The sequence below is a fragment of the Streptomyces sp. NPDC050264 genome, assembly GCF_040655895.1.
GTDB lineage: Bacteria > Actinomycetota > Actinomycetes > Streptomycetales > Streptomycetaceae > Streptomyces.
Window position 1 is genome coordinate 121402 of the sequence record NZ_JBFAKV010000007.1, and the last position, 25628, is coordinate 147029.

A 25628-nucleotide genomic window follows, 5' to 3' on the forward strand; every position below is an offset into this window, starting at 1 on the left:
GGGCGTCAGTGAGCGACCCGGCGCGGGCGCTCGGCCAGCGCCAAGATGCGCTGGGCCCCCGCCACCACCGCCGCGTCGACGAAGCGGCCGTCCGGGAGAGCCAGGGCGCCGGCATCCGTGGCCGCCGCCCGGACGATGTCGTGGGCCGCGGCCACCTCCGCCTCCGTCGGGCGGAACGCCTCCTCGATCACCGGGAGCTGGCGCGGGTGGATCGCGGTGCGGCCGAAGAAGCCGAGCGCGCGGCCCTCGGCGCAGGAGCGGGCCAGGCCCTCCATGTCGCGGATGTCCGGGTGGACCGACTGGGGCGGCGGCGGCAGCTGGGCGGCGCGGGCCGCCACCACCGCGCGGCCGCGCACCCACGCCAGACCGCCCGCGTCCGTGACGCCGAGGTCGGCCCGGAGATCCGCCTCACCGAGCGCGATGCCGTGCACGGCGGGGTGGGACGCGATGTCATAGGCGTGCTCGACGCCCAGCGCGGACTCCAACAGGGCGTACAGCGGCGGTACTTCCGGCATGCGGCCGGCCCAGTCGGCGACCCGGGCCAGGTCCGCCTCGTCGTCCACCTTCGGCAAACGCAGCGCGTCCAGGCCGGGCAGCGGGGTGAGGCGGCGTACCTCCCGCTCGGCGAGCGGACCGTCGAGCGCGTTCACCCGGACGTGCACCGGCACCTTGTGCTTGTCGGCGAGCAGCTCCGCGGTCGCGTCGAGCGCGTACGCCTTGCGGCTGGGGGCGACCGCGTCCTCCAGGTCGACCAGGACCACGTCGGCGCCCGAGCCGAGCGCCTTCGCGACCACGTCGGGCCGGTCCCCGGGGACGTACAGCCAGGTCAGGTGCACGCTGTTCATGCCGCTCATACCGCACCAGCCTCCCGCAGTGCGGCGATGTCCGCCTCCGAGAGGCCGAGGCCGCCGAGGATCTCGTCCGTGTCCGCGCCGTGCGGGCGGCCCGCCCACTTGATGGCGCCCGGCGTCTCGGAGAGGCGGAAGAGGACGTTCTGCATCTTGACCGTGCCGAGGTCCGGGTCGGGCAGTTCGGTGATGGTGTTCAGGGCCTTGTACTGCTCGTCCCGCATGACGTCGCGGACGTCGTAGATCGGGGCGATCGCCGCCTGCGCCTCCTCGAAGGCCGCCACCACCTCGTCGCGGGTGTGGGCCGCGATCCAGCCGCCGACCGCCGCGTCGAGTTCGTCCGCGTGCCCGGCGCGGCCCGAGCCCGTCGCGAACCACTCCTCGTCGATGTACTCCGGCCGGCCGACCAGACGCATCACGCGCTCCGCGATCGACTGGGCGGACGTCGACACCGCGACCCACTTGTCGTCGCCCGTGCGGTACGTGTTGCGGGGCGCGTTGTTCGTGGAGCGGTTGCCGGTGCGCGGCTGGACGTAGCCGAGCTGGTCGTACCAGGTGGCCTGCGGGCCGAGGATCGCCAGCATCGGCTCGATGATCGCCATGTCGACGATCTGCCCGCGGCCCGTGACGTCCCGGCCGCGCAGCGCCGCCATCACGGCGTACGAGGTGGCGAGCGCGGCGATCGAGTCGGCGAGGCCGAAGGGGGGAAGAGTGGGTGGGCCGTCCGGCTGGCCCGTGATCGCCGCGAAACCGCTCATCGCTTCCGCGAGCGTGCCGAAACCGGGGCGGTGCGCGTACGGGCCGAACTGGCCGAAGCCGGTGACACGGGCCAGGACCAGGCGCGGGTTGGCGGCGCTCAGCTCGTCCCAGCCGAGGTGCCACTTCTCCAGGGTGCCGGGGCGGAAGTTCTCGATGACGACGTCCGACTCGGCGACCAGATCGAGGAGCACCTCGCGGCCGCCGGAGGAGGAGAGGTCGAGCGTGAGGTTCTTCTTGTTGCGGCCCAGGAGTTTCCACCACAGGCCGATGCCGTCCTTGGACGGGCCGTGGCCCCGGGACGGATCGGGCTTGCGGGGATGCTCGACCTTGACGACCTCCGCGCCGAAGTCGCCGAGCATCGTGGCGCAGAGCGGGCCCGCGAAGAGGGTGGCCAGGTCGAGGACCCGGAGGCCCTTCAACGGGCCTTCCGCTGTGGACTCGTGATGGTTCGTCATGCGCCTGCCTCCAGAGTGAGCCGGGCCAGTTCGTCGAAGCCGATGCCGTCGAAGCCGGCGACCGTCGTGGCGAGGCGGTTCTTCAGCGGCGCCGTCCACTTCGCGCCGAGCGCCTCGGGGTGGCCGGCGAGCAGACCCGCGATCGAACCCGCCGTCGCGCCGTTGGAGTCGGTGTCCCAGCCGCCGGACACCGCGCGGCAGATGGAGCCCGCGAAGTCGCCGTCGGCGTGGGTGAGCGCCGCGGCCAGCAGGGCCGCGTTGGGAAGGACGTGCACCCAGTGGTGGGTCGCGTACGTGCTGTGCAGCTCGTCCACGACGGTGTCGAAGTCCGCGTGAGTGCGGGCCAGCTCCATGCCGAGGCGGACGGCCTGCGCGTACCGCGAGCCCGGTGGTACGACCGTGAGGCCCGTCCGGAGCGCTTCGTGGATGTCCTGTGCGCCCGAGGCCGCCGCGATGACCGCCGCCGTGAACATCTCCCCGTACACGCCGTTGGCCGTGTGCGTCAGCACGGCGTCCCGGTGCGCCAGCTCGGCGGCGCGAGCCGGATCCCCCGGGTTGGTCCAGCCGAAGACGTCCGCGCGGATCTGCGCGCCGATCCACTCCCGGAACGGATTGCGGTGCGAGGCGGTCGCGGGTGGTTCGATGCCGTCGAGGAGGTTGCGGTACGCGATGCGCTCCGCCGTGAAGGTGCGGCCCGCGGGCAGCTCGTCGAGCCACAGCCTCGCCACGTCCTCCGTGGTGAAGCCGGTGCCGTGCCGCTGGAGCAACAGCAGTTGCAGGAGCGGGTAGTTGAGGTCGTCGTCCTCGGGCATGCCGTCGATGTTCTCGGCCAGTGAGGTCGGTGCGCTGCGACGGTTCCAGGGGTAGGCGGCGGCGATCTCCGGGTCCAGGCCGATCTCCGTGAACCAGGTGTGCAGCGGCCAGTTGCCGGTGGACTTCGCGACGGCGCGGATGCCGGTGAGGGGCAGCTTCTCGACCGGCTTGCCCAGCAGACAGCCGGCCGCCCGCCCCAGCCATGCCGCGTGCAGCGCGTCGTATGACGCCGCCGGGTGCGCGGTGGTCCCGGCGTGCGGCCGGCTTGCCTTGATCGCGGTGAGATCAGTGGGCTCGTCCGCCCCGCGAGGAGAGGGCATGGCCGCCAGTTCGTCCAGCAGGTGTGCCGCCAGGTCGCGGAGTGCGGGGTCCCCGGGGGAGGGCGACGCGCCCGCCCGCTCCGGTGCCAGGTGGCCGCCCGCCGACACCCAGCGCCGTTCGACGCCCGACGCGTCGCGGCCGTCCTGTGCCGCCTGGCGCAGTTCGTGTCCGAGCAGGTCCTCGGGCTGTACCCAGGTCAGGCGCAGCATCGCGGTCCTCACAGTCCCGCGATCGACGCGAACGCGGACTCGTGGGCGCGGCGCCGCTCCAGGTCCCGCGCGTGCACCTCGCGGGTGACGCGGGCCAGGGCGGCCGCCGGGGCGTGCAGGTCCAGCTTGCTGGCCCGCGCGATCTCGGCGCTCCACTCCTTGGGCACCGCGCCCTCCCCGTACAGCGCGCCCACGATCGCGCCGCTCATCGTGGCGATCGAGTCGCAGTCCCGGCCGTAGTTGACCGAACCCAGCACCGTGTGGCGGAAGTCGCCGGCGCCGACGAGCAACATGCCGAGCGCGACCGGGAGTTCCTCGATCGCGTGCAGGCGGGAGGGGCGGCGGGCGCCGAGCGAGGGCTTGCGGTACTCCGGGCCCACCGTGTCGAAGGGAGTGACCGCTTCGCGCAGGGGGGCCAGGGCCTCCTCGAAGTCGTCGTAGCGCGCCGCCGTCTCGCAGACCGCCTCGATCGCCGCCTTCGTGCCGTCCTTGGCCAGCGACAGAGCCGCGTCCACCACGGTCGTGGGCGTCGCGCCCGGCGCGTACGCCGCCGCCACCGCCGCCGCGAAGACCCCCGCCGCCTCACGGCCGTACGAACTCTGGTGCGCGCCCGCCACGTCCAGCGCCTCGTTGTACGCCTTCAGCGGGTTGCCCGCGTTGACCGCGCCCACCGGCGCCATGTACATCGCCGCACCGCAGTTGACGATGTTGCCCACGCCCGCCTCGCGCGGGTCGATGTGGCCGTAGTGGATACGCGCCACGATCCACTTCTCGGCCAGGAAGATGCGCTGGAGGGGCAGCGCCTCCGCCTCCAGCTCCGGGATCCAGCGGGGTGTGGTGATCAGGTCCGGGACCAGGTGGTCGGCCACCGCGTACGCGTCCAGGTGGTCGCGGACCTTCTCGTACACGCGGATCAGCGCATGCGTCATCAAGGTGTCGTCCGTGACGTGGCCGTCGCCCTTGTGGTACGGGGCGATCGGGCGGGCCGTCTTCCAGTCGTCCTTGTGGAACGGCTCCACGATGCCGCGCACCCGGCCGCCGTGCCGCTCCGCGATCGCCTCCGGCGTCCAGCCCTCTACCGGGCCGCCGAGCGCGTCGCCCACGGCGGCGCCGACGAGGGCGCCCGTGGTGCGGTCCTCCAGGGACGGGGACGGGTGGGTGGGGGCGGTGCTCATGCCGAAGTTCCTTCCGCAGAGGGTGAGGTGGGGGTGTGCGTATGCGCGTGGGTGTGCTGGTGCGTCTGCTTGTGCGTGGCTGCCAGGCGTGCGGCCAGCTCGGTCAGGTCGGTGCCCGCCAAGTGGGGAAGCGCGCAGCCCGCCAGCGTGCGGCAGGCCTCGCGCCAGGTCCCCGGGAGCGCGTCCGCGCCGCCGATCGCCCCCGTGAGCGCGCCGGCCAGGGCGGGGGCCGAATCCGCCACGCGGGACAGGCAGGCGGTGGTCGGGACCGCCTCGATGACCGCGCCCGCGGCCGCCGTCGCCACGGCGAGTGCCACCGGGACCGTCTCCGCCGCCGCGATGCCGTAGCTGTAGACGTGGTCGACGATCTCGTGTTCCAGCACCGGGACCAGGGCGAACGCGTTGCCCGGGAGACCCGGTCGCGCCGCTGCCGTGGTGCGGCCCAGCTCCACCGCGCGGTGCGCGTTGCGGTGGATCTCGGTACCTTCGGGAAGCTGGGCGAGCGCCGCGTCCACACAGGCGTCGACCGCGGCGCCGCCGAGGGCCGTCGCCACCGCCGCCGCCATCGCACGGGCGCCATGCACGCCGTCGCCGTCCTGCGTGTACCGGGCGTCGAACTCGGCCAGATCCGCGGCGCGTTCGGGGTCTCCCGGGTGGACGACCGCCAGGACCGCGGCGCGTACGCAGGCCGCGTCGTCGAAGTAGTGCGGGTTGTCGTGGCCGGTCGCCGGCGGGCGGAGCCCCGCGGCCAGGTTGCCCAGTCCCGCGCGTACGGAGATGCGGGCGCGGAGCGGGATCTCGGCCGACTCGATCTCGTCGGCCCGGGCCGCCGCCGCGGCGATCTCGTCGGCGAGGGTGTTCCAGGCGAGGGCGAGTGCCGAGCGGACGCGGTGGTCCGGGGGGAGGTCGCTCAGGCCGTCGGCGTAGGCGTCGAGGACGGCGAGCGCGGTGAACGCGGCCCACTCGGCGTCGTCCGACGGGCCGAGGCGCAGGGGTTCGGGCGGTTGGTTCAGGGCGATCGGGACGGGGAGGGTCGTGGTGGCGTTCTGCTCCGCGAACGTGTCGAGTTCGCGGGTGAGGCGGCGGGTCCAGTCGGGGAGGCGGGCCGCGCGGTGCCGTCCCGACGGCCAGCCTGCCGCGTCTCCCGCGGCGATGCCGAGCAGGAGGCCCTCGATCCGGGACGTCGTGTCCGCCGGGGCGGTCGTCATGGGGTGGTCCGGCCTTTCGGTGGTGCGGTTTGTGCCGCCGTGTCGTGTCGTGGGGCGGGGCCGTGGCGGGGTACCTCCTCGGCCGGATCGGTCTCGTCGTTTCTTGTACGCCGTAGGCGGGTCGTCCGGCGCGGAGGTCCCGCGGTGTCCTGCGGGGGCACCCCGCCGCCTCCCCTCCCGTCGCATTGCGACCGCGAGTGCGTGGGGCGTCCGGTTCGGGTGCAGCGCCATCGGCTGTCGCCCCGCCCGGCTTGGGCACTCTGCCGCCCAGGGCGGCAGAGTGGGCAAGTCGGCCCCCCAGCGCCGGAGCGCCGTGCGGGCCAGGTCGAGGGAGACGTCACGCCACCGCCCCCTCGTGGTCCGGTGGGGGTGGTGTCAGGCGGTCCGCCACGTCCAGGATGTGGCGGCCCGCCATGGACGGGAGGCAACTGCCGCGGACCGGGCCGATCGCCGATGACCAGGGCGCCGGGATCGAGGCCTCGCCGCGCAGCGCGCCCGCCAGCGCCCCGGCCACCGCCGCCGTCGTATCCGCGTCGCGGCCCATGTTCACAGCTGTCAGGACGGACTCGCGGAAGTCGCCGCGAGCCACGGCGAACGCCCCGAACGCCAGGCCCACCGCCTCGGGCGCCAGGTCCGTCCACGGGTAGCCGCCGATGACGACGGCCTTGCGCACCGCCCGTTCCATCGAGAGCTGCGTGCCGTCCGGGTCACGGCGGGCCCGGCGAGCCGCCTGCACCGCGCGGTGCAGGGAACGGGCCGTCCAGGAGTCGTCCGGGATCACCGAGAGCGCCGCCTGGACGACCGCGTCCGGGTTGTGGCTCACCATGGCCGCGGCCACACCCGCGGCGACCGCCCGGCCGCCGTGGATCCCCTCGCCGTCGTGCGACACAGTGCCGTCGATCGAGACCAGCCGCGCCGCTTCGGCCGGGCGGCCCGCCGCGTACACGCCGAAGGGCGCCGCCCGCATCGCGAGGCCGTCGCTCCACGCGTGCCGGTGCTGCGCCGAGATGGGCGCCGCCAGGCCCCTGCGCAGGTTCTCCAGGGTGCCGCGCTCGCTGAATCCCGCGCCCTTGAACGGTCCCTCGTCCCGGTCCGCGATCCACGTGTGCCAGGCCGCCTCGACATCCGCGATGGTGAGCGCCGCCCCGTGCTCGGCGAGGAGCAGGCCGGAGAAGATCGCGTACTCGGTGTCGTCCGTCCCGGCCGGGTCGGCGGAGACGAAGCCCTCGATGCGGCCCCAGCGTTCGCGGATCTGGGACGGCTTCATGTTCTCGGCGGGCGCGCCGAGCGCGTCGCCGACGGCGAGGCCCAGGAGCGCCCCCCTGGCCCGGTCCCGCGGGGAGATCACGCCGGGCGGCGGGGGGTGCGGGACCGTGCGCAGCCTGCGGGGGGCCGCTGTGCCGTCCGCGGGGGGATCCGGGTCGACGCTGACGCTCATGGTGTGTTCGTGCTCTTTTCTGGGGTCGTGCTCGGTTCAGCGTTGGTAGCGGTCGAGGATGCGGTTGCCGTCGGACGCCAGGCGTTTGCGGAGTTCGTCGATGCCGAACGCGCCGTTGTAGTACTCCTGGTAGGCCGGAGTGGCGATCTTGTCCTTCCACTCCGCGTAGCCGCGCACCCCGAGGACGGGGGACGGGCGCAGGTCCGCCGCCATGTCGGCGCCGGTCCTCCACCCGTTCTTCGCGGTGGTCAGCGAAGGGTCCTCGAGCGCCTCGGTGCTCGTGGGCAACAGCCAGTCGCCGCGCGCCAGTTGCACCTGGTGCTCGGGCTGGGTGAGGTAGGCGATGAAGTCGGCCGCCGCCTGCTTGTGCTTGCTGTCCTGGGAGACCGAGAGGGTCTGGGGGGCCGTGCCCTGGGCCAGGCCGCCGGCGCCGGACGGCATGGGAAGCACCGTCCAGTCGAAGCCCTTGGGAGCCTGCTGCTGGACCTGCTGGCGGTACGAGAAGTTGAGCGGCAGCATCGCGTAGCGGCCCGCGAAGAAGCCGGGCAGCGTGTCCGAACCCGACATGCCGAGGCCCGACTTGGGCGCGGTGCGGTCCTTGTTGACCTGCCGGTTGATGAGCTGGGCGACGGCCGAGTCCGCGGTGTCGTAGCGGATCTCGTTCTTGCCGTCCTTGTCCTTGTAGAAGATCTTGCCGTCGGTGGAGAGGGAGAGGTTGACCGACTGGCTGACCGGCTCCTTCATCGACCACGCGACGCCGTAGGTGTCCTGCTTGCCGTCCTTGTTGGTGTCGCGCGTGAGTTTCTTGCTGATCGACTCGAACTCCGCCCACGTCCACGGGTGTTGGGCCGTGGGGATGCGGACGCCGGACCGCTTCAGCAGCTTGGTGTTCGCGATCAGTACGCGGGGTTCCTGGAGGAACGGGACGCCGTACGTCTTGTGCTCGTAGGTCGTCGTGTCCCAGGAGGCCCGGGGGATGTCCTTGCGCAAGGAAGCGGGGAGGTACTTCGTCAGGTCGGCCAGGTAGCCGCCGTTCGCGAAGTCCGTGAGGTCCGAGGCGTCGTCGTGGAAGATGTCCGGCGCCTCGCCGCCCTCGAAGGAGGTGAGGAGCTGGTCGTGGATGTTGTCCCAACTCCCCTGTACGTATTTGATTTTGACGTGCGTGTGGGTGTCGTTCCAGTGTTGGACGAGCGCCTTGTTGGCGTCGACCGACTCCTTCTGCCAGGCCAGGCTCAGGAATTCGAGGGTGACCTCACCGTTCTTGGTGTCTCCGTTGCCGCCGCAGCCGGACAGGAGGGACAGGCCGAGGGTGGCCGCGGCCGCCGCTGTGAGTCGTCGGGTGCGCATCAGCCCTTCACCGCCCCGCTGAGCATGCCGCCCACCAGCCTGCGCTGGAGCAGGCCGAAGAAGAGCAGGCTGGGGATCGTGGCCAGGACCGAGGCCGCCGCCAGCGGGCCCAGGTCCGCGACGCCCTCGGCGCCGAGGAAGCGGGTGAGGATGACCGACATCGTCTGGTTCTCCGGGGACTTGAGCAGCACGAGGGCGAAGAAGAACTCGTTCCAGGCCGTCACGAAGCTGAACATCAGCGTCGCCACCAGGCCGGGGGCGAGCAGCGGGAGGACCACGCTCGTGAGTGTGCGCAGCCGGCCCGCCCCGTCCATCGCCGCCGCCTCTTCCAGGGAGCGCGGCACCGACTTCACGTAGCCCTGGAGCATCCAGAGCGAGAAGGGCAGGTTCCAGACGACGTAGACGATGATCAGGCCGGGGATGCTGTCGATCATGTGCAGGTTCTTCAGGACCAGGAACAGCGGGATGATCACCAGCACGAACGGGAACATCTGGCTGACCAGGATCCAGACCGTGCCCGCCTGGCTCACCCGGGACTTGTAGCGGACCATCACGTACGCCGCCGGGACCGCGAGCGCCACCGAGATCACCGACGCGCTGACCGCGACGATGAGGCTGTTGAGGGCTGAGTGCAGGAGCGGCTGTGCGTCGAACGCCGCTCGGTAGTTGTCCAGGCTCGGGTGCTGGGGGAGCCATGTCGGGTTGATCGAGCCCAGTTCCTGGGGGGACTTGAACGACGTCGACAGGAGCCAGAGGAGGGGGAAGCCCAGGAAGACGAGGTAGCAGAGCAGGGCCAGGTACTGGCCGGCCCGGCCGGCGGCCCGGGGGAGTGCGGGGCTCACGCTCATGCTGTTCCCTCCGAGTCTTCCTTGAGCTTCTTGCGCAGGAACAGGGTGAGGAGGACCGCGATCACCGCGATCATGACGAGGCCCATCGCGGCGGCGTACCCGAACTGCCCGTACTTGAAGGCCTCTTCGTAGGCGAACAGCATCGGCAGGCGGGTCTGGCCGCCCGGGCCGCCCTGCGTGAGGACGTACACCAGGCCGAAGGAATTGAAGTTCCAGATGAAGTTCAGCGCCGTGACGGCGACGACCACCGGCTTGAGCGCGGGCCAGGTGACCGTGGTGAAGCGGCGCCACAGTCCCGCGCCGTCCAGCTGGGCGGCCTCGCGCAGCTCGTGCGGCACGTTCTGCAGGCCTGCCAGGAGGACGACCGTCGTCTGCGGCATGCCTGCCCATACGCCTACGACGATCACGGCGGGCAGTGCGTAGGAGAGGTCCGAGAGCCAGTCGACGTTCTCGTGGATCACGCCGAGTTGCGTGAGTGTCCTGTTCAGGATGCCCGCGTCCGAGTGGTAGACGAGGCGCCACATGATGCCCACCACCACCTCCGGCATCGCCCACGGTACGAGTGCGAGCGTCCGGGCCAGCCAGCGGAAACGCAGGTTCTCGTTGAGCAGCAGCGCGAGGCCCATGGCCAGCACGAACTGCAGCGCCGTGACGCACACCGCCCAGATCAGGCCGATGCGGAACGACTCCCAGAAGAGGCTGTCGTGGCGCAGGTCGAACAGGTTGTCCAGGCCGACGAACTGCGTGGGTGAGGTGCGGCCCGCCTGTGAGTCGGTGAACGCGAGCGAGATGCCGTACAGGAGCGGGCCCACGCTCAGTATCAGGATCGGGACCAGCGCGGGGAGCAGCAGGAACCACGCGCCCCGGTCCAGGCCGAGCGCCTTCTTGCGCTGGTCCGGGGTGCGGGGCGGCGGTGTGCCGCGACTGCCCGGGACGGCATTGTCCCGGGAGGCGGTGAGACTCATGGATCGAACCTCGCGACTCTCAACTGTCGGACGCCGCCCGGCCCGTGGAGGCGCGGACGACGAGGCGGGGAGGGGCGGTGGTGGTGTGCGGAGTGGGGGAGTCAGGGGTGCCGAGGCGCTCCAGGAGCAGTTCGGCGGCGCGTCGGCCACGCTCGGTGGAGCCGAGGTCGACGCTGGTCAGCGGGGGCCAGCCGGCCTGCGCGAGGACGCTGTCGTCCATGCCCGCGACGGCGACGTCCTCGGGTATGCGCAGGCCGCGGGCGTGCAGGGCGCGGGCGGCGCCGAGCGCCAGCTGGTCGTTGGCGCAGAAGACCGCGTCGGGGGCCCGGTCCAGGAGCGCGTCGGCGGCCTCGGCACCGGATTCGATGCCGAAGTCGGTGTGGACGACCAGCGCCGGGTCGTACCGGAGGCCGCGGTCGGCGAGCGCCGCGCGGTAGCCCTGGTGGCGGTTGTGGCCGGGGACCGTGTCGGCGGGGCCGTTGACGAAGGCGATGCGGCGGCGCCCGGTCTCGTACAGGTGGCGTACGGCGAGCGAGGCACCCGCGACGGAGTCGGCGCGCACGCTGTCCACGGGCACGTCGTCCGGCAGGGACCCGATGACCACGACGGGGCCGGCCGCGTTACGCAGCGCGGCGATGTGCTCGTCGGTGATCCGGATGGGGCAGATGATGAGGCCGTCGCTGGTGCGGTCGCCGAGGCTGCGCAGAACGGCCAGTTCGTCGTCGACGACGGCGTCCGTGGAGTGCAGGAGCAGCCGGTAGCCGGCCGCCTTCGCCACCGACTGGATGGCGCGGACCATCGCCACGTAGACCGGGTTGCCGATGTCGGGCATCGCGAAGGTGAGCTGCCGGGTGCGGCCGTCCTTGAGGGAGCGGGCCACCGCGTTCGGCACATAGCCGAGCTCCGCGGCGGCGCGCTCGACCCGCTCGACGGTGTCGCGGCGGGCGCCCAGACCGTTGAGGACGCGGGAGACGGAGGCGATCGAGACTCCCGCGCGGTCGGCGATGGAGACGATCGTCGGCTGGCCGCGCTGGGCTGAGGCCGCGACTTTTGGCACCGGTTTACCCCCTTGAGTCCAGTTTTTGTAAACGTTTCCGGCAGCTGGAAACGTTTACAGATGGTGCTGTCAGGCTTCCCGTTCCGTCAACGGAGGTATCGCGTGATCCATCTCACGGGTGAGTGGGGGAAGGTCCAGGTCGACGGCCGCGAGGTGCGTTGCGCAGGGCGCAAAAGCGCAGGTAAGTACGGCCTTCCTTGCTGGCGGGGGCCTTTCTTCGCGCGTACTTTCGGGTTCTGTACACGACTAGGGGAGCGGGGATCACGAGCATGTCCATCATCGAGACCGAGGCGGCACTCCACGACGCGCACCGGGACAACCACACCCACCGCGATGTCAACGGGGGCTGGCTGCGCCCGGCGGTCTTCGGCGCGATGGACGGTCTTGTCTCCAACTTCGCGCTGATGGCAGGTGTCGCGGGCGGCGCCGTCTCGCAGCAGACGGTGATCATCACCGGGCTGTCGGGGCTTGCCGCCGGCGCCTTCTCCATGGCGGCGGGCGAGTACACCTCCGTCGCCTCCCAGCGGGAGCTGGTCGAGGCCGAGCTCGACGTCGAGCGCCGCGAGCTGCGCAAGCACCCGGCCGACGAGGAACGGGAGCTCGCCGAGCTGTACGTGTCCCGTGGCGTCGAGCCCGAGCTGGCCACCGAGGTCGCGCGGCAGCTGTCCAAGGACCCCGAGCAGGCCCTGGAGATCCACGCGCGCGAGGAGCTCGGCATCGATCCCGGCGATCTGCCCTCGCCGATGGTCGCCGCTGTCTCGTCGTTCGGCTCGTTCGCGCTGGGCGCCCTGCTGCCCGTCCTGCCCTATCTGCTGGGGGCCGGTGACCTGTGGCCGGCCGTGGTGCTCGCGCTGATCGGACTCTTCGCGTGCGGCGCCGTGGTGGCGAGGGTGACGGCCAGGTCGTGGTGGTTCAGCGGCTTGCGGCAGTTGGCTCTGGGCGGTGCCGCGGCGGGTGTGACGTATCTCCTGGGCACTCTTTTCGGAACCGCAATAGGTTGACGGTTCGCAGGTCGCGGCCGGAAGATGGCTATACAGGGCCTTGCATAAGTAGTCGTTTCCAGACTGTTTCGACTACTTGACCACGGGGCATGAGCCGTAAGCGCTGTGGGCAATGAGGCCCGCGACGCGCACCGCCCGCCCGGCCCCCCGGTCATCGATCTGTCCGCCAGGGCCACCTTCCGCCGCCACCCGCGGTGTCCGCATGCTGGAACGAAGTATCCGGTTCCCGAGATTCGTTCCATCATGTAATCTGCACGAAATTTTGCAGCAGCATGAGCTTCACCAGCATTTCAGCAGTGCTTCAGCAGTACTTTTTCAGTAATCCGCAGAGGGCCAACGTCGTCCCTCGGCACGCAAATGCCACGACGACGACGGGAGAGCCGATGCGTACGCCGCGCCAGCCGTCCCAGCATTCCAACAACGGCCGGGACACCACGAACCGGTCGCACATGGATGCTCGCCCTGCCGCCCAGGGCATGTACGACCCGCGCAACGAGCACGACGCCTGCGGCGTCGGCTTCGTGGCCACGCTCACCGGCGAGGCGAGCCACGCGCTGGTCGAGCAGGCGCTCACGGTGCTGCGCAACCTGGAGCACCGCGGTGCCACCGGCTCCGAGCCCGATTCGGGTGACGGCGCGGGCATCCTGTCCCAGGTTCCGGACGCCTTCCTGCGCGAGGCGGTCGACTTCGACCTGCCCGAGGCCGGTACGTACGCCGTCGGCATCGCCTTCCTGCCGGAGGAGGACACCGAGTCCTTCGTCTCGCGGATCGGGACGATCGCCGCCGAAGAGGGCCTGACCGTCCTCGGCTGGCGCGAGGTCCCGGTCGCCCCGGGGCTGCTCGGCGCCACCGCCCGCTCGACGATGCCCGTCTTCCGGCAGCTCTTCGTCGCGGACCACACCAGCACCGGCATCGCCCTGGACCGCAAGGCGTTCGTGCTGCGCAAGCGTGCCGAGCGCGAGGCCGACGTGTACTTCCCGTCGCTCTCCGCCCGCACCATCGTCTACAAGGGCATGCTGACCACCGGCCAGCTGGAGCCCTTCTTCCCGGACCTGTCCGACCGCCGCTTCGCCTCCGCGATCGCGCTCGTGCACTCCCGGTTCTCCACGAACACGTTCCCGTCGTGGCCGCTGGCGCACCCGTACCGCTTCGTCGCGCACAACGGTGAGATCAACACCGTCAAGGGCAACCGCAACTGGATGCGCGCCCGAGAGTCCCAGCTCGCCTCCGAGCTGTTCGGCTCGGCCGGCAACGGCCAGGAGACGCTGGACCGGATCTTCCCGATCTGTACGCCGGACGCCTCGGACTCCGCGTCGTTCGACGAGGTCCTCGAACTCCTGCACCTCGGCGGCCGTTCGCTTCCGCACAGCGTCCTGATGATGATCCCGGAGGCGTGGGAGAACCACGACTCCATGAACGCCGACCGGCGCGCCTTCTACCAGTACCACTCCACGCTGATGGAGCCCTGGGACGGCCCGGCCTGCGTCACCTTCACCGACGGTGTCCAGGTGGGTGCCGTTCTCGACCGCAACGGCCTGCGCCCCGGCCGCTACTGGGTCACCGACGACGGCCTCGTCGTCCTCGGCTCCGAGGTCGGCGTCCTCGACATCGACCCCGCGAAGGTCGTCAAGAAGGGCCGGCTGCAGCCCGGCCGGATGTTCCTCGTCGACACCGCCGAGCACCGCATCATCGAGGACGACGAGATCAAGGCCGGCCTCGCCGCCGAGCAGCCGTACGGCGACTGGCTGGAGACCGGCGAGATCGAGCTCTCCGACCTGCCCGAGCGCGAGCACATCGTGCACACGCACGCCTCCGTCACGCGCCGCCAGCAGACCTTCGGCTACACCGAGGAAGAGCTGCGCATCCTCGTCGCGCCGATGGCCAGGACCGCCGCCGAGCCGATCGGCTCGATGGGCACGGACACCCCGATCGCGGCCCTCTCGGCCCGCCCGCGGCTCCTCTTCGACTACTTCACCCAGCTGTTCGCGCAGGTCACGAACCCTCCGCTGGACGCGATCCGCGAAGAGCTCGTCACCTCGCTGCGCTCCTCGCTCGGCCCCGCGGGCAACCTGCTCGAGCCCACGGCCGCCTCCTGCCGCTCGGTCACCCTGCCCTTCCCGGTGATCGACAACGACGAGCTGGCCAAGCTCATCCACATCAACGCCGACGGCGACATGCCCGGCATGAAGGCCGCGACGCTGTCCGGTCTCTACCGGGTGAGCGGCGGTGGCGACTCCCTCGCCGCCCGGATCGACGAGATCTGCACCGAGGCCGACGCCGCCATCGAGGCCGGCGCCCGCCTGATCGTGCTCTCCGACCGGCACTCCGACGCCGAGCACGCGCCGATCCCGTCGCTGCTGCTCACCGCGGCCGTCCACCACCACCTCATCCGTACGAAGCAGCGCACCCAGGTGGGTCTGCTCGTCGAGGCCGGTGACGTCCGTGAGGTCCACCACGTCGCGCTGCTGATCGGTTTCGGCGCCGCCGCCGTCAACCCGTACCTGGCGATGGAGTCGGTCGAGGACCTGGTCCGGGCCGGCACGTTCCTGGCGGGCGACGAGAACGGCGAGCCCGAAGAGGCCATCCGCAATCTCATCTACGCGCTCGGCAAGGGCGTTCTGAAGGTCATGTCCAAGATGGGCATCTCGACGGTCGCCTCCTACCGGGGCGCCCAGGTCTTCGAGGCCGTCGGCCTCGACGAGGCCTTCGTCGAGAAGTACTTCAACGGCACGGCCACCAAGATCGGCGGCGCAGGTCTGCACGTCATCGCCGAAGAGGTCGCCGCCCGCCACGCCAAGGCGTACCCGGTGACCGGCATCGCCCCGGCGCACCGCGCGCTCGACATCGGCGGCGAGTACCAGTGGCGCCGCGAGGGCGAGCCGCACCTGTTCGACCCGGAGACGGTCTTCCGCCTCCAGCACGCGACGCGCTCGCGCCGCTACGACATCTTCAAGAAGTACACGGGCCGCGTGAACGAGCAGTCCGAGCGCCTCATGACGCTGCGCGGCCTGTTCGGCTTCAAGTCCGAGGGCCGCGAGCCGATCTCGATCGACGAGGTCGAGCCGGTCTCCGAGATCGTCAAGCGGTTCTCGACCGGCGCCATGTCGTACGGCTCCATCTCGCGCGAGGCCCACGAGACCCTCGCCATCGCGATGAACCAGCTGGGCGGCAAGTCCAACACCGGTGAGGGCGGCGAGGACGCGGACCGCCTGTACGACCCGGCGCGCCGCTCCAGCATCAAGCAGGTCGCCTCCGGCCGCTTCGGTGTGACGAGCGAGTACCTCGTCAACGCCGACGACATCCAGATCAAGATGGCGCAGGGCGCCAAGCCCGGCGAGGGCGGCCAGCTGCCCGGCCACAAGGTCTACCCGTGGGTCGCGAAGACGCGTCACTCGACGCCGGGTGTCGGGCTCATCTCGCCGCCGCCGCACCACGACATCTACTCCATCGAGGACCTGGCCCAGCTGATCCACGACCTGAAGAACGCGAACCCGCAGGCGCGGATTCACGTGAAGCTGGTCTCCGAGGTCGGCGTCGGCACCGTCGCCGCGGGTGTCTCGAAGGCGCACGCGGACGTCGTCCTCATCTCCGGCCACGACGGTGGTACGGGTGCTTCGCCGCTCACCTCGCTCAAGCACGCGGGCGGTCCCTGGGAGCTCGGCCTCGCCGAGACCCAGCAGACCCTGCTGCTCAACGGCCTGCGCGACCGCATCGTCGTACAGACCGACGGCCAGCTGAAGACCGGCCGTGACGTGCTCATCGCCGCGCTGCTCGGCGCCGAGGAGTTCGGTTTCGCGACCGCGCCGCTCGTCGTCTCCGGCTGCGTCATGATGCGCGTCTGCCACCTGGACACCTGCCCGGTCGGCATCGCGACGCAGAACCCGACGCTGCGCGAGCGGTTCGCGGGCAAGCCCGAGTTCATCGTGAACTTCTTCGAGTTCATCGCCGAAGAGGTCCGCGAGCTGCTCGCCGAGATGGGCTTCCGCACCATCGAGGAGGCCGTCGGCCACGCCGAACTCCTCGACACCGAGCGGGCCGTGAGCCACTGGAAGGCGCAGGGTCTCGACCTGGAGCCGCTCTTCTACGTTCCCGAACTCCCCGACGGCGCCGTGCGCCACCAGCTGATCACGCAGGACCACGGCCTGGAGAAGGCGCTCGACAACGAGCTCATCAAGCTCGCCGCCGACGCCCTCGCCGCGGGCGACCAGACGGAGGCCCAGCCGGTCCGCGCCCAGGTCGCCATCCGCAACATCAACCGCACGGTCGGCACGATGCTCGGCCACGAGGTGACGAAGAAGTTCGGCGGGGCAGGACTGCCCGACGACACCATCGACATCACCTTCACCGGCTCCGCGGGCCAGTCGTTCGGCGCGTTCGTGCCGCGCGGCGTGACGCTGCGCCTGGAGGGCGACGCCAACGACTACGTCGGCAAGGGCCTGTCCGGCGGCCGCATCGTGGTCCGCCCGGACCGCGGCGCCGACCACCTCGCCGAGTACTCGACGATCGCCGGCAACACCATCGCGTACGGCGCGACGGGCGGCGAGCTGTTCCTGCGCGGCCGCACCGGCGAGCGCTTCTGCGTCCGCAACTCCGGTGCCACCGTCGTCTCGGAGGGCGTGGGCGACCACGGCTGCGAGTACATGACCGGCGGTCACGCGGTGGTCCTCGGCGAGACGGGCCGCAACTTCGCGGCCGGCATGTCGGGCGGCGTCGCGTACGTCATCGACCTGGACACCGACAACGTCAACGTCACCAGCCAGGGCGCGGTCGAGGCCCTGGACGACACCGACAAGCAGTGGCTGCACGACGTCGTGCGCCGCCACGCCGAGGAGACCGGCTCGACGGTCGCCGAGAAGCTGCTCGCCGAGTGGGCCGTGTCGGCGGAGCGCTTCAGCAAGATCATCCCCAGCACGTACAAGGCAGTGCTCGCCGCCAAGGACGCCGCCGAGCGAGCGGGTCTCTCCGAGACCGCGATCACCGAGAAGATGATGGAGGCGGCGACCAATGGCTGATCCCAAGGGCTTTCTCAACCACGGACGCGAAGTCGCCGAGACCCGTCCCGTCGCCGAGCGCGTGCGCGACTGGAACGAGGTCTACGTCCCCGGGTCGCTGCTGCCGATCATCAGCAAGCAGGCGTCGCGCTGCATGGACTGCGGCATCCCGTTCTGCCACAACGGCTGCCCGCTCGGGAACCTGATCCCCGAGTGGAACGACTTCGCGTACCGCGAGGACTGGTCGGCGGCGCAGGAGCGGCTGCACGCGACGAACAACTTCCCGGAGTTCACGGGCCGGCTTTGCCCCGCTCCGTGCGAGTCGGCGTGTGTGCTGGGCATCAACCAGCCGCCCGTCACCATCAAGAACGTCGAGGTCTCGATCATCGACCAGGCGTGGGACCGCGGCGACGTCGCGCCCCAGGCCCCGGAGCGGCTCTCCGGCAAGACCGTCGCGGTCATCGGCTCGGGCCCGGCGGGTCTCGCCGCCGCCCAGCAGCTGACGCGGGCCGGTCACACGGTCGTCGTCTACGAGCGCGCGGACCGCATCGGCGGCCTGCTCCGCTACGGCATCCCCGAGTTCAAGATGGAGAAGCGCCACATCAACCGCCGCATCGAGCAGATGCGCGCGGAGGGCACCAAGTTCCGTACGGGCGTGGAGATCGGCCGCGACATCGACGCCAAGAAGCTGCGCAAGCGGCACGACGCGGTGGTCATCGCCGCGGGCGCCACGATCTCCCGCGACCTGCCCGCCCCGGGCCGCGAACTGAACGGCGTCCACTTCGCGATGGAGTACCTGCCGCTCTCCAACAAGGTGCAGGAGGGCGACTTCGTGCAGCCCCCCATCACCGCCGAGGGCAAGCACGTCGTCGTCATCGGCGGCGGCGACACCGGCGCGGACTGCGTGGGCACCGCCCACCGCCAGGGCGCGGCCTCGGTCACGCAGCTGGAGATCATGCCGCGGCCGAACGACGACCGGGACCCGCTCGGCCAGCCGTGGCCGACGTTCCCGATGCTCTACAAGGTCACCTCCGCGCACGAGGAGGGCGGCGAGCGGGTCTACTCCGTCTCGACGACCCACTTCGAGGGCGACGAGGAGGGCAACGTCCAGGCGCTGCACCTCACCGAGGTCGAGTTCATCGACGGCAAGCTCACCCCGAAGCCCGGCACCGAGCGCAAGATCCCCGCGCAGCTGGTCACGCTCGCGATGGGCTTCACCGGCACGGACCAGGAGAACGGTCTCGTCTCCCAGTTCGGCCTGGACCTCGACGCCCGCGGCAACATCGAGCGCGACGCCGAGTTCCAGACCAACGTCCCCGGCGTCTTCGTCGCCGGCGACGCGGGCCGCGGCCAGTCCCTCATCGTCTGGGCCATCGCGGAGGGCCGCTCGGCCGCCCGCGGCGTGGACCGCTTCCTGACCGGCGTCTCGGAACTCCCGGCGCCCATCCGCCCGACGGACCGCTCCCTCATGGTGTGACGATCCGTCCCTGAACGTCCCGTACAACGGCGTACGGAACTGAGCGCGACGCCTGCCCCACTGTCCCCGACCGGACGACTGGGTGGGCGTCGCGGTGCGTCCGGGCCCCCTCGGTCAGCCCGAACTCGCCCTCAACTCCTCGAACGTGACCGCCGCGTCCTCGCTGTACGCCCCCACCCGGCCCGCGTTGTAGGGGCGTTCGGGATCCGTGAACGTCACCAGGGGCTGGTCGGCCACCGTCACCGTCATGGTCGCGCCGCGCTGTTCCACCCGTACATCGGACCAGTCGCCCACCGGGTATGCCTCGTGGCCCGTGGCGAGGAAGCGCTGGCCGCCCGGGTAGGCGGGGTCGCGCTTGCCGAGTTCCCAGCCGTTCGGCTTGAGGGTGATGTAGTAGAAGTGCTCCGGGTCGGTGTACGCCCAGACCAGCCAGGGGACTTCCCACGGGTTCGGGGTGGGTTCGCGCAGCTGTTTCTCGGTCCGCATCCGTGCCTCGTACCGCACGTCGGCGTACGAGGCGGTACTGACGACGAGGCCCGCGTGCGTGGTGCCCGGGTCCTCGGCGGGCCGCGGGGAGAGCGAGAGGGCGTCGTCGTCGCCGATGTTCGTGCCGTGACCGTTGAAGACCGAGAGCCAGCGGCCGTGTGTGGAGCCGTCCTGCCACGGCACGGGCGGCGGCTCGGGATCCTCGCGCCCGCACCGGCTCAGGCCCACCGCGAGGGCCGCGGTCAGCGCGAGCGCCACCGCCAGGCCGGTGAGCACGCGCCCCCTGCGCTCCCGCAGAACCGGCGGGATCCGAAAGCGGGAGCGCAGCGGTAACGGCGTCATGCGGTCGAGTATGGCCCCGACGCGGTCAGGCCCACGGGCACATCGGCCGCGAAGTCCTCGGCCAGTTGGGCCAGTACACGCAGGGCCGCCTTGCCGTCGCCGAACGGATTGCCCGCCCCCTTCATCCGCTGGTACTCCGCCGGATCGTCGAGGAGTCTCTCCGTCCAGGTCACCAGGGCTTGCGGGTCGGTGCCGATCAGCCGGGCCGCGCCGGCCTCGACCGCCTCGGGCCGCTCGGTGGTGGTGCGCAGGACGAGCGCCGGCTTGCCCAGGCTCGGTGCCTCCTCCTGGATGCCGCCGGAGTCGGTCAGGACCAGGTCGCAGTCGGCGAGCGTCGCCGCGAAGTCGAGGTAGCCGAGCGGCTCGACCAGCGAGATGCCCGGATGACCCGCCAGTTCGGGCAGCAGCGCGTCCCGCACGGCCGGGCTCTTGTGCAGCGGCAGCACGATCTCCACGTCGCCGCGGCCGGCGAGCCGGGTCAGCGCCCGGCCCATGTCCCGCATCCGCTCGCCCTGGTTCTCCCGGCGGTGCAGGGTGACCAGAATCCGCCGTGCGTCGGTGCGGAACGCGGAGGTACCGGTGCCCTGGTCGAGCACCCACAGCAGGTTGTCGACCACCGTGTTGCCGGTGGTGAACACCTGCTCAGCGGGGATCCCCTCGGCGGTCAGGTGCCGGGCCGCCGCCGCCGTCGGGGCGAAGTGCCAGCGCGCGATACGGCTGATGAGACTGCGGTTGAGCTCTTCCGGGAACGGGTTGTCGAGCACGCCGGTCCGCAGCCCGGCCTCGACATGAGCGACCGGAATCTTCTCGTAGAAGGCGGCCAGGGCCCCCGCGAGAGCGGTCGTGGTGTCGCCCTGCACCAGCACCAGGTCGGGCCGGTTCTCGCGCATGACCTGGCCCAGTTCCCGCACCAACCGGGCGGTGAGGTCGGAGAGTTGCTGCCTGGTACGCATGACATCCAGCGCGATGCGGGTGTCGACACCCAGCATGTCGAGCATCTGGTGCAGCATCTCGCGGTGCTGACCGGTGGTGACGACGACCGGCTCGAACTGTGCGCCGAGCGTCATCTCCCGTACCACCGGGGCCAGTTTGATGGCCTCCGGCCGCGTGCCGAGTACGAGCATGGCGCGTACGGGCACGGCTGACGGGTGAGTGGACATGCGAAGCCCCCCTTGGGCGGACGCGATCGCCACGGCGACCGTGTGAGGGTGTGGGTGAGTGGTCTGTGCGCGCTACGACACGGGCGACGGGACAGCCCTCAGGTGCGCGCGGTCTTGAGCCAGGCCCGCTGACCGGTGAGCATGCGCCAGAAGCCCCACCAGCCGGCCGCGAACCAGATGTAGCCGTAGAACACGAAGACGTGCGCGATGAGCACGGAACGGATGAGGCCGAGAGTGCGCTCACGCCTCGCGTACACGAACCCGTACGCGTAGGCGGCCGTGAACGAGAGCACGTACGGGCCGAGCAGCCACATGGGCGAGACGAGCGGGTGCCCGACGCGGAGCGAGGCCACGGTGGTGGCGCCCAGCGCGACGAGGAAGGACAGCGGCAACAGCGAGGTGAGCAGGATGAGCACCGGGCTGGAGAGGTGGTAGAGCAGGTCGAGCGCCGCCCGCGTCGGCACGTCCCGCAGGATGAGCGGCACGAGCCCGGCCGACTGCAAGTGGCCCTGGAACCACCGGGATCGCTGGCGGATCAGGCGCCGGAGGCTGAGCACCGCCTGCTGGGACACCGCGGCGGTGGTGCAGTGCTGATTGGTCCAGCCCTTGGCGATCAGCCGGACGCCGAGGTCGAGATCCTCGGTGAGGCTGTCGCTCCACGGGCCGTCGCCGTCCAGCGTGTCGAGCGCGGCCAGCCGCATGAACTGGCCGTTGCCGCCCATGCCGACGCTGCCGATGAAGCGGCGCGCGCTCTGGTAGACGTCGCCGTAGACGACGAACTCCATGTCCTGCATGCGGGCGAGCAGCCCGAGATGCCGGTTGTACATACGGACGCACACCTGCACCGCGCCCGTGCGCGGGTCGTCGAAGTACGGGTCGACGCACTGCACGACGTCCGAGTCGAGCCTGCCGTCCGCGTCGACCACGCAGACCACCACGTCCTCGGGGGCGTGCCCGGCCAGCAGCCCGGACTCCCTGAGGTGACGCACCCCGTCGTTGAGGGCGGCACCCTTGCCCTTCTGCGCGTCCGGCGGGTTGCGCCGGTGCAGCCGGACCAGGGCCGGGTCGGCGGCCAGCGCTATCTCCGAGGTGCGGTCGTCCGACCCGTCGTCGATGACGAGCGCCATGAAATTCCGGGCCGGCAGGGAAGTGATTCGCGCCAGGCTTTCCGAAAGTACTTTCTCCTCGTTGAGGCAGGCCAGTAGAAATACGTAGAATCGCTCTCTCCGCTTGTTGTCGGAATGGCGGATTCTGCGCCGTGAAAGCGTGAAGAGGGCCGTGTTGTAGCAGCCGGCCATCACGATCAACGTCACGCTCGACCAGAGCAGCACATCACTGATCATGGCTGCTCCCGGCCGTGGCCCGCACGATGCGTGTACGGCGGCGCAGTCGTATTCGAGCCAGCATTACCAGGCAGGCAGTAAGGCAATAGAGTAGAAATCCGGCCCCGGCCGCGGCCTGCAACCCCCTGGCCAGCGGCAGACCCGGCAGTGCTTCGGGCGCCGCGATCGCCCCTGCCAAGGGCAGCATTGCCCCCAGGGCGGGTCGTCCGTACATTGTCCCCCCATATTTAACTGCGCATCCCCAATGCGCAAAAGGAACGTAGCAGACGCGCGGCCGGGCCCAGAAGGGAACCCGAAAAGGAGACTTCGTGTCGTGCCGGAGCGTTCCATGGGCTTTCCGGACTTCCCCGTTCACCCCCTTGACATTCTTCTTGATCGCTCACAAGAATCGCTAATTCCTGTTCGTGAAAAGCTTTGCTGTTGATGGCAGAGTGGAGGGAAAGAACGGTGAGACCAGTGATACGACGGCCCAGACGCGGAATCTCGAAGTTCGCTTTTCTATTACTGCTCGCCGCCGCACTGCTGAGCGGCACATTCATGGCCGCCGGAGGGGCGGGCGCCGACGGTGGACGGCGATACGCGAACGAAACCGTCGCGAGCCGGCCGGGGGTGAGCGGAGTCGACCTCAAGGCCTGGGCGAAGGCTCAGGTCAGGGCCGACAAGGCCCGCCACAAGAAGCCCAACAAGAAACCGCGGGAGAAGCCGCGCGAGAGGACCACGGCCACAGCGCCCAGGGCCACACCGGCCCCCGCCGCGGCCGCCGCCTCCCCGACCACGCTCGTGCTCTACGACACGGCGGGCACCTACGGTCACCTGGGCGAGCTCTACGCCATGGCCGCCGCCAACCTCGCGGGCCACTTCGGTGAGGTGACGGCCAAACCCGTCAAGGAGTACACCGCCGGCCTCGCCGGGTCGTACGGAGCCGTGATCTACATCGGCTCGACGTACTACTGCTGCACCACCCCGGACGAGATCCCCACCGCCTTCTACCAGGACGTCTCCACCACGACCACGCCCGTGATCTGGATGGGCGCCAACATCTGGAACATGGCGAACGCGGTGGGCGTAGCGCGGTTCACGCAGACGTACGGGTGGGACCCGACGACGTCGTACTACGAGGACGGCGGTTCCGTAGGCACCGTGACGCAGGTGTCGTACAAGAATCAGACGCTCACGCGGAAGATTCCGGCGGGCCAGGACGGCGGCGTGCTGCGCCCCAACATCCTTACGGGCAGCGGCTATCCAGCGGTCACCAAGCTCGCGGAGGGCCTCGACAGCTCCAACGGGCACACCTTCGGGTGGGCCGTCCGGTCGTCGAACCTCACCTACATCGGCGAGATCCCCTTCGCCTACGTGTCCGAGAGCGACCGGGTCATCGTCATCGAGGACCTGCTCTTCGACGCGCTCGCGCCGACGACGCCCGAGCGGCACCGCGCACTGCTGCGCCTGGAGGACATCAGCCCCGACTCGGACCCGGCCGAGCTGCGGACGATGGCGGACTACCTGTACTCACAGAAGATCCCGTACGGCATCAACGTGATCCCCGTGTACCAGGACCCGAACGGCGCCTACAACAACGGTGTCGCGCAGACGGTCACGCTCTCCCAGCGGCCGGACCTCGTCAGCGCCCTGAAGTACATGCTGGCGCGCGGCGCGGTCCTGATGAACCACGGCTACACCCACCAGTACGGGACCGTCGCCAACCCCTACACCGGGGCCAGCGCCGACGACTTCGAGTTCTACCGGGCGCACGTCGACACGGCCGACAACGTGGTCTACGACGGCCCGGTCGCCGAGGACTCCACCGCCTGGACACAGGCGCGGGTGACCAGCGCGCTCGCCGAGTTCACCGCCGCCGGCCTGCCGAAGCCGACGCTGTGGACCACCCCGCACTACGCGGCCTCCGCCGCCGACTACAAGGTGTTCGGCTCCCGCTACGCCGCACGGCTCGAACGCTCGCTGTACTTCTCCGGAACGCTCGGCGCAAGCTCCGCCGGATCCAACGTCTTCATCGGACAGTTCTTCCCCTACACGGTGAAGGACGTCTACGGCACCAAGGTGCTGCCCGAGAACATCGGCAACTACGAGCCAGACCCCTACAACAACCACCCGCCGCGGCTGCCCGCCGACCTGATCTCGGCGGCCAGGGCCAACCTGGCCGTCCGCGACGGCGTCGCCAGCTTCTTCTACCACCCCTACTACCCGACCCAGCCGCTGAAGGACACGGTCGACGGCATCAAGGCCCTGGGCTACACCTTCGTCAGCCCGACGAGCCTGTGAGGACAACCGCCCTCAAGAGGAGGGCCCTCGCCGTCGCCACGGTGGCGGCCCTCCTCGCCGCCGGGGCGTGCACGACATCCGGCGGCGGGGGCACCGACGCCACCACCGCACCCTCCGAGGCCACCACCCCGGCGGACGGAGCCGTCCTGCGCGGCATCACCCTGCCCTCCTGGTACCGCAGCGACTACGACAGCCCGGCCGCCGAGCGCTACCTGCGCGGCATCCGCGCCACCGGCGCCCGCTGGATCACCCTCACCCCGACCTGGTACCAGCGGCGCCGCACCGACTCCGGCATGCACCCCACCGTGGAGAGCGCCGGCGACGGGAGTCTGCGCCACATCACCCGCCGGGCGCACGCCCTCGGACTCAAGGTGATGATCAAGCCGCATGTCGACCTGACCGGCGGCGGCGACCGCGCCGAGATCCGGCCCCGCGACCGCCACGCCTGGTTCACCGCGTACCGGCGCTTCATCACCCACTACGCGGAACTGGCCACGGACACCGGGGCCGAACAGTTCGCGGTCGGCACCGAACTCGCCGGCGTCTCCGGCGACCGCGCCGCCTGGCGGGACGTCATCGCGGCGGTCCGCGACCACTACGCCCGGCCGCTCACCTACGCCGCCAACTACGACGAGTACCAGAAGATCCACTTCTGGAAGGACCTCGACGTCATCGGCATCGACGCCTACTGGCCGCTGGCCGAGACCCCCACCGGGGACACCGCCCGGCTGCGCCGCGCCTGGGCGCCGATCCGCGAGCGCCTCGCCGCGTACGCGCAGGAGCAGGGCCGGCGCATCCTGTTCACCGAAGCCGGCTACGCCAGCCAGCGCGGCACCACGACGGCCCCGTACTCCTGGACCGTCAGCCGCGTCCCCGCCCCCGACGAACAGGCCGCCGCCTACCGGGCGTTGCTGGACACGTTCGACGGCCGGAGCTGGTGGGCCGGCGTCTGCTGGTGGATGTGGGACGACTGGCCCGACAGCGGCGAGACCCCGGAGCGGCTCGCCTATTCGCCGCGCGGCAAGCCCGCGGAGGAGGTGCTGCGCGAGAAATGGTCGGGCTGAGAGCCGGTCTCTGAGCCCCGGGGAGACGTTCGGCCGATCTG

18 protein-coding genes are annotated in these 25628 nt (G+C 70.8%); 5 read left to right on the plus strand and 13 right to left on the minus strand.

Annotation, left to right across the window (positions count from 1 at the left end):
- Positions 1–5: 5 nt before the first annotated feature.
- From AB0J02_RS14510 to AB0J02_RS14555, 10 genes are all read right to left on the minus strand, one after another.
- A complete protein-coding gene (locus tag AB0J02_RS14510; RefSeq protein ID WP_363194246.1) occupies positions 6–845 on the minus strand; it encodes a CoA ester lyase in 840 nt (279 codons plus the stop codon).
- A gap of 5 nt (positions 846–850) precedes the next feature.
- Complete coding sequence (locus tag AB0J02_RS14515; protein WP_363193978.1) at positions 851–2062, minus strand: CoA transferase; 1212 nt, start codon at positions 2060–2062, stop codon at positions 851–853.
- A complete protein-coding gene (locus tag AB0J02_RS14520; RefSeq protein WP_363193979.1) occupies positions 2059–3405 on the minus strand; it encodes an ADP-ribosylglycohydrolase family protein in 1347 nt (448 codons plus the stop codon). Before AB0J02_RS14520 ends, AB0J02_RS14515 begins: the two co-directional genes overlap by 4 nt.
- An 8-nt stretch (positions 3406–3413) precedes the next feature.
- A complete protein-coding gene (locus AB0J02_RS14525) occupies positions 3414–4580 on the minus strand; it encodes an ADP-ribosylglycohydrolase family protein (RefSeq protein WP_363193980.1) in 1167 nt (388 codons plus the stop codon).
- The gene (locus AB0J02_RS14530) at positions 4577–5788 is read right to left on the minus strand and encodes an ADP-ribosylglycohydrolase family protein (RefSeq protein WP_363193981.1); all 1212 of its coding nucleotides are present in this window, start codon (positions 5786–5788) and stop codon (positions 4577–4579) included. The genes AB0J02_RS14525 and AB0J02_RS14530 overlap by 4 nt, the downstream gene beginning before the upstream one ends.
- A gap of 337 nt (positions 5789–6125) precedes the next feature.
- Positions 6126–7226, minus strand: a complete 1101-nt coding sequence (locus AB0J02_RS14535) for an ADP-ribosylglycohydrolase family protein (protein WP_363193982.1) — start codon at positions 7224–7226, stop codon at positions 6126–6128.
- Positions 7227–7262: 36 nt separating this feature from the next.
- Entirely contained in the window at positions 7263–8573 is a 1311-nt protein-coding gene (locus AB0J02_RS14540; protein ID WP_363193983.1) for a sugar ABC transporter substrate-binding protein, read from the minus strand.
- Complete coding sequence (locus AB0J02_RS14545) at positions 8573–9421, minus strand: carbohydrate ABC transporter permease (protein WP_363193984.1); 849 nt, start codon at positions 9419–9421, stop codon at positions 8573–8575. Before AB0J02_RS14545 ends, AB0J02_RS14540 begins: the two co-directional genes overlap by 1 nt.
- Positions 9418–10386, minus strand: coding sequence for a sugar ABC transporter permease (locus AB0J02_RS14550; protein ID WP_363193985.1), 969 nt, complete (start codon positions 10384–10386; stop codon positions 9418–9420). Before AB0J02_RS14550 ends, AB0J02_RS14545 begins: the two co-directional genes overlap by 4 nt.
- Before the next feature lie 19 nt (positions 10387–10405).
- Positions 10406–11443, minus strand: coding sequence for a LacI family DNA-binding transcriptional regulator (locus AB0J02_RS14555; RefSeq protein WP_363193986.1), 1038 nt, complete (start codon positions 11441–11443; stop codon positions 10406–10408).
- A 269-nt stretch (positions 11444–11712) separates the two neighbouring features.
- Here AB0J02_RS14555 and AB0J02_RS14560 point away from each other — a divergent pair, with 269 nt between their 5' ends.
- The 3 genes from AB0J02_RS14560 to AB0J02_RS14570 all read left to right on the plus strand — a co-directional run bounded on the left by AB0J02_RS14560 (position 11713) and on the right by AB0J02_RS14570 (position 18912).
- Positions 11713–12444: a VIT1/CCC1 transporter family protein gene (locus AB0J02_RS14560; protein WP_363193987.1), complete on the plus strand. Its 732-nt coding sequence runs from the start codon at positions 11713–11715 to the stop codon at positions 12442–12444.
- A 383-nt stretch (positions 12445–12827) separates the two neighbouring features.
- The gene (gene gltB / locus AB0J02_RS14565) at positions 12828–17456 is read left to right on the plus strand and encodes a glutamate synthase large subunit (RefSeq protein WP_363193988.1); all 4629 of its coding nucleotides are present in this window, start codon (positions 12828–12830) and stop codon (positions 17454–17456) included.
- The gene (locus tag AB0J02_RS14570) at positions 17449–18912 is read left to right on the plus strand and encodes a glutamate synthase subunit beta (RefSeq protein WP_363193989.1); all 1464 of its coding nucleotides are present in this window, start codon (positions 17449–17451) and stop codon (positions 18910–18912) included. The genes gltB and AB0J02_RS14570 overlap by 8 nt, the downstream gene beginning before the upstream one ends.
- Positions 18913–19026: 114 nt before the next feature.
- Here the strand turns inward: AB0J02_RS14570 and AB0J02_RS14575 are convergent, their stop codons facing one another.
- From AB0J02_RS14575 to AB0J02_RS14585, 3 genes are all read right to left on the minus strand, one after another.
- Positions 19027–19740 (minus strand): calcium-binding protein, encoded by a 714-nt coding sequence (locus AB0J02_RS14575; protein WP_363193990.1) that lies wholly within the window; start codon positions 19738–19740, stop codon positions 19027–19029.
- Entirely contained in the window at positions 19737–20900 is a 1164-nt protein-coding gene (gene wecB, locus AB0J02_RS14580; protein WP_363193991.1) for a UDP-N-acetylglucosamine 2-epimerase (non-hydrolyzing), read from the minus strand. Before wecB ends, AB0J02_RS14575 begins: the two co-directional genes overlap by 4 nt.
- A gap of 98 nt (positions 20901–20998) precedes the next feature.
- Entirely contained in the window at positions 20999–22243 is a 1245-nt protein-coding gene (locus AB0J02_RS14585) for a glycosyltransferase family 2 protein (RefSeq protein WP_363193992.1), read from the minus strand.
- Positions 22244–22690: 447 nt separating this feature from the next.
- Here AB0J02_RS14585 and AB0J02_RS14590 point away from each other — a divergent pair, with 447 nt between their 5' ends.
- Both AB0J02_RS14590 and AB0J02_RS14595 read left to right on the plus strand, forming a co-directional pair.
- Positions 22691–24523 carry a polysaccharide deacetylase family protein gene (locus tag AB0J02_RS14590; RefSeq protein ID WP_363193993.1) on the plus strand — a complete coding sequence of 611 codons (1833 nt, stop codon included), beginning with the start codon at positions 22691–22693 and terminating at the stop codon, positions 24521–24523.
- Positions 24520–25587 (plus strand): hypothetical protein, encoded by a 1068-nt coding sequence (locus AB0J02_RS14595; RefSeq protein ID WP_363193994.1) that lies wholly within the window; start codon positions 24520–24522, stop codon positions 25585–25587. The genes AB0J02_RS14590 and AB0J02_RS14595 overlap by 4 nt, the downstream gene beginning before the upstream one ends.
- Positions 25588–25628 lie beyond the last annotated feature (41 nt).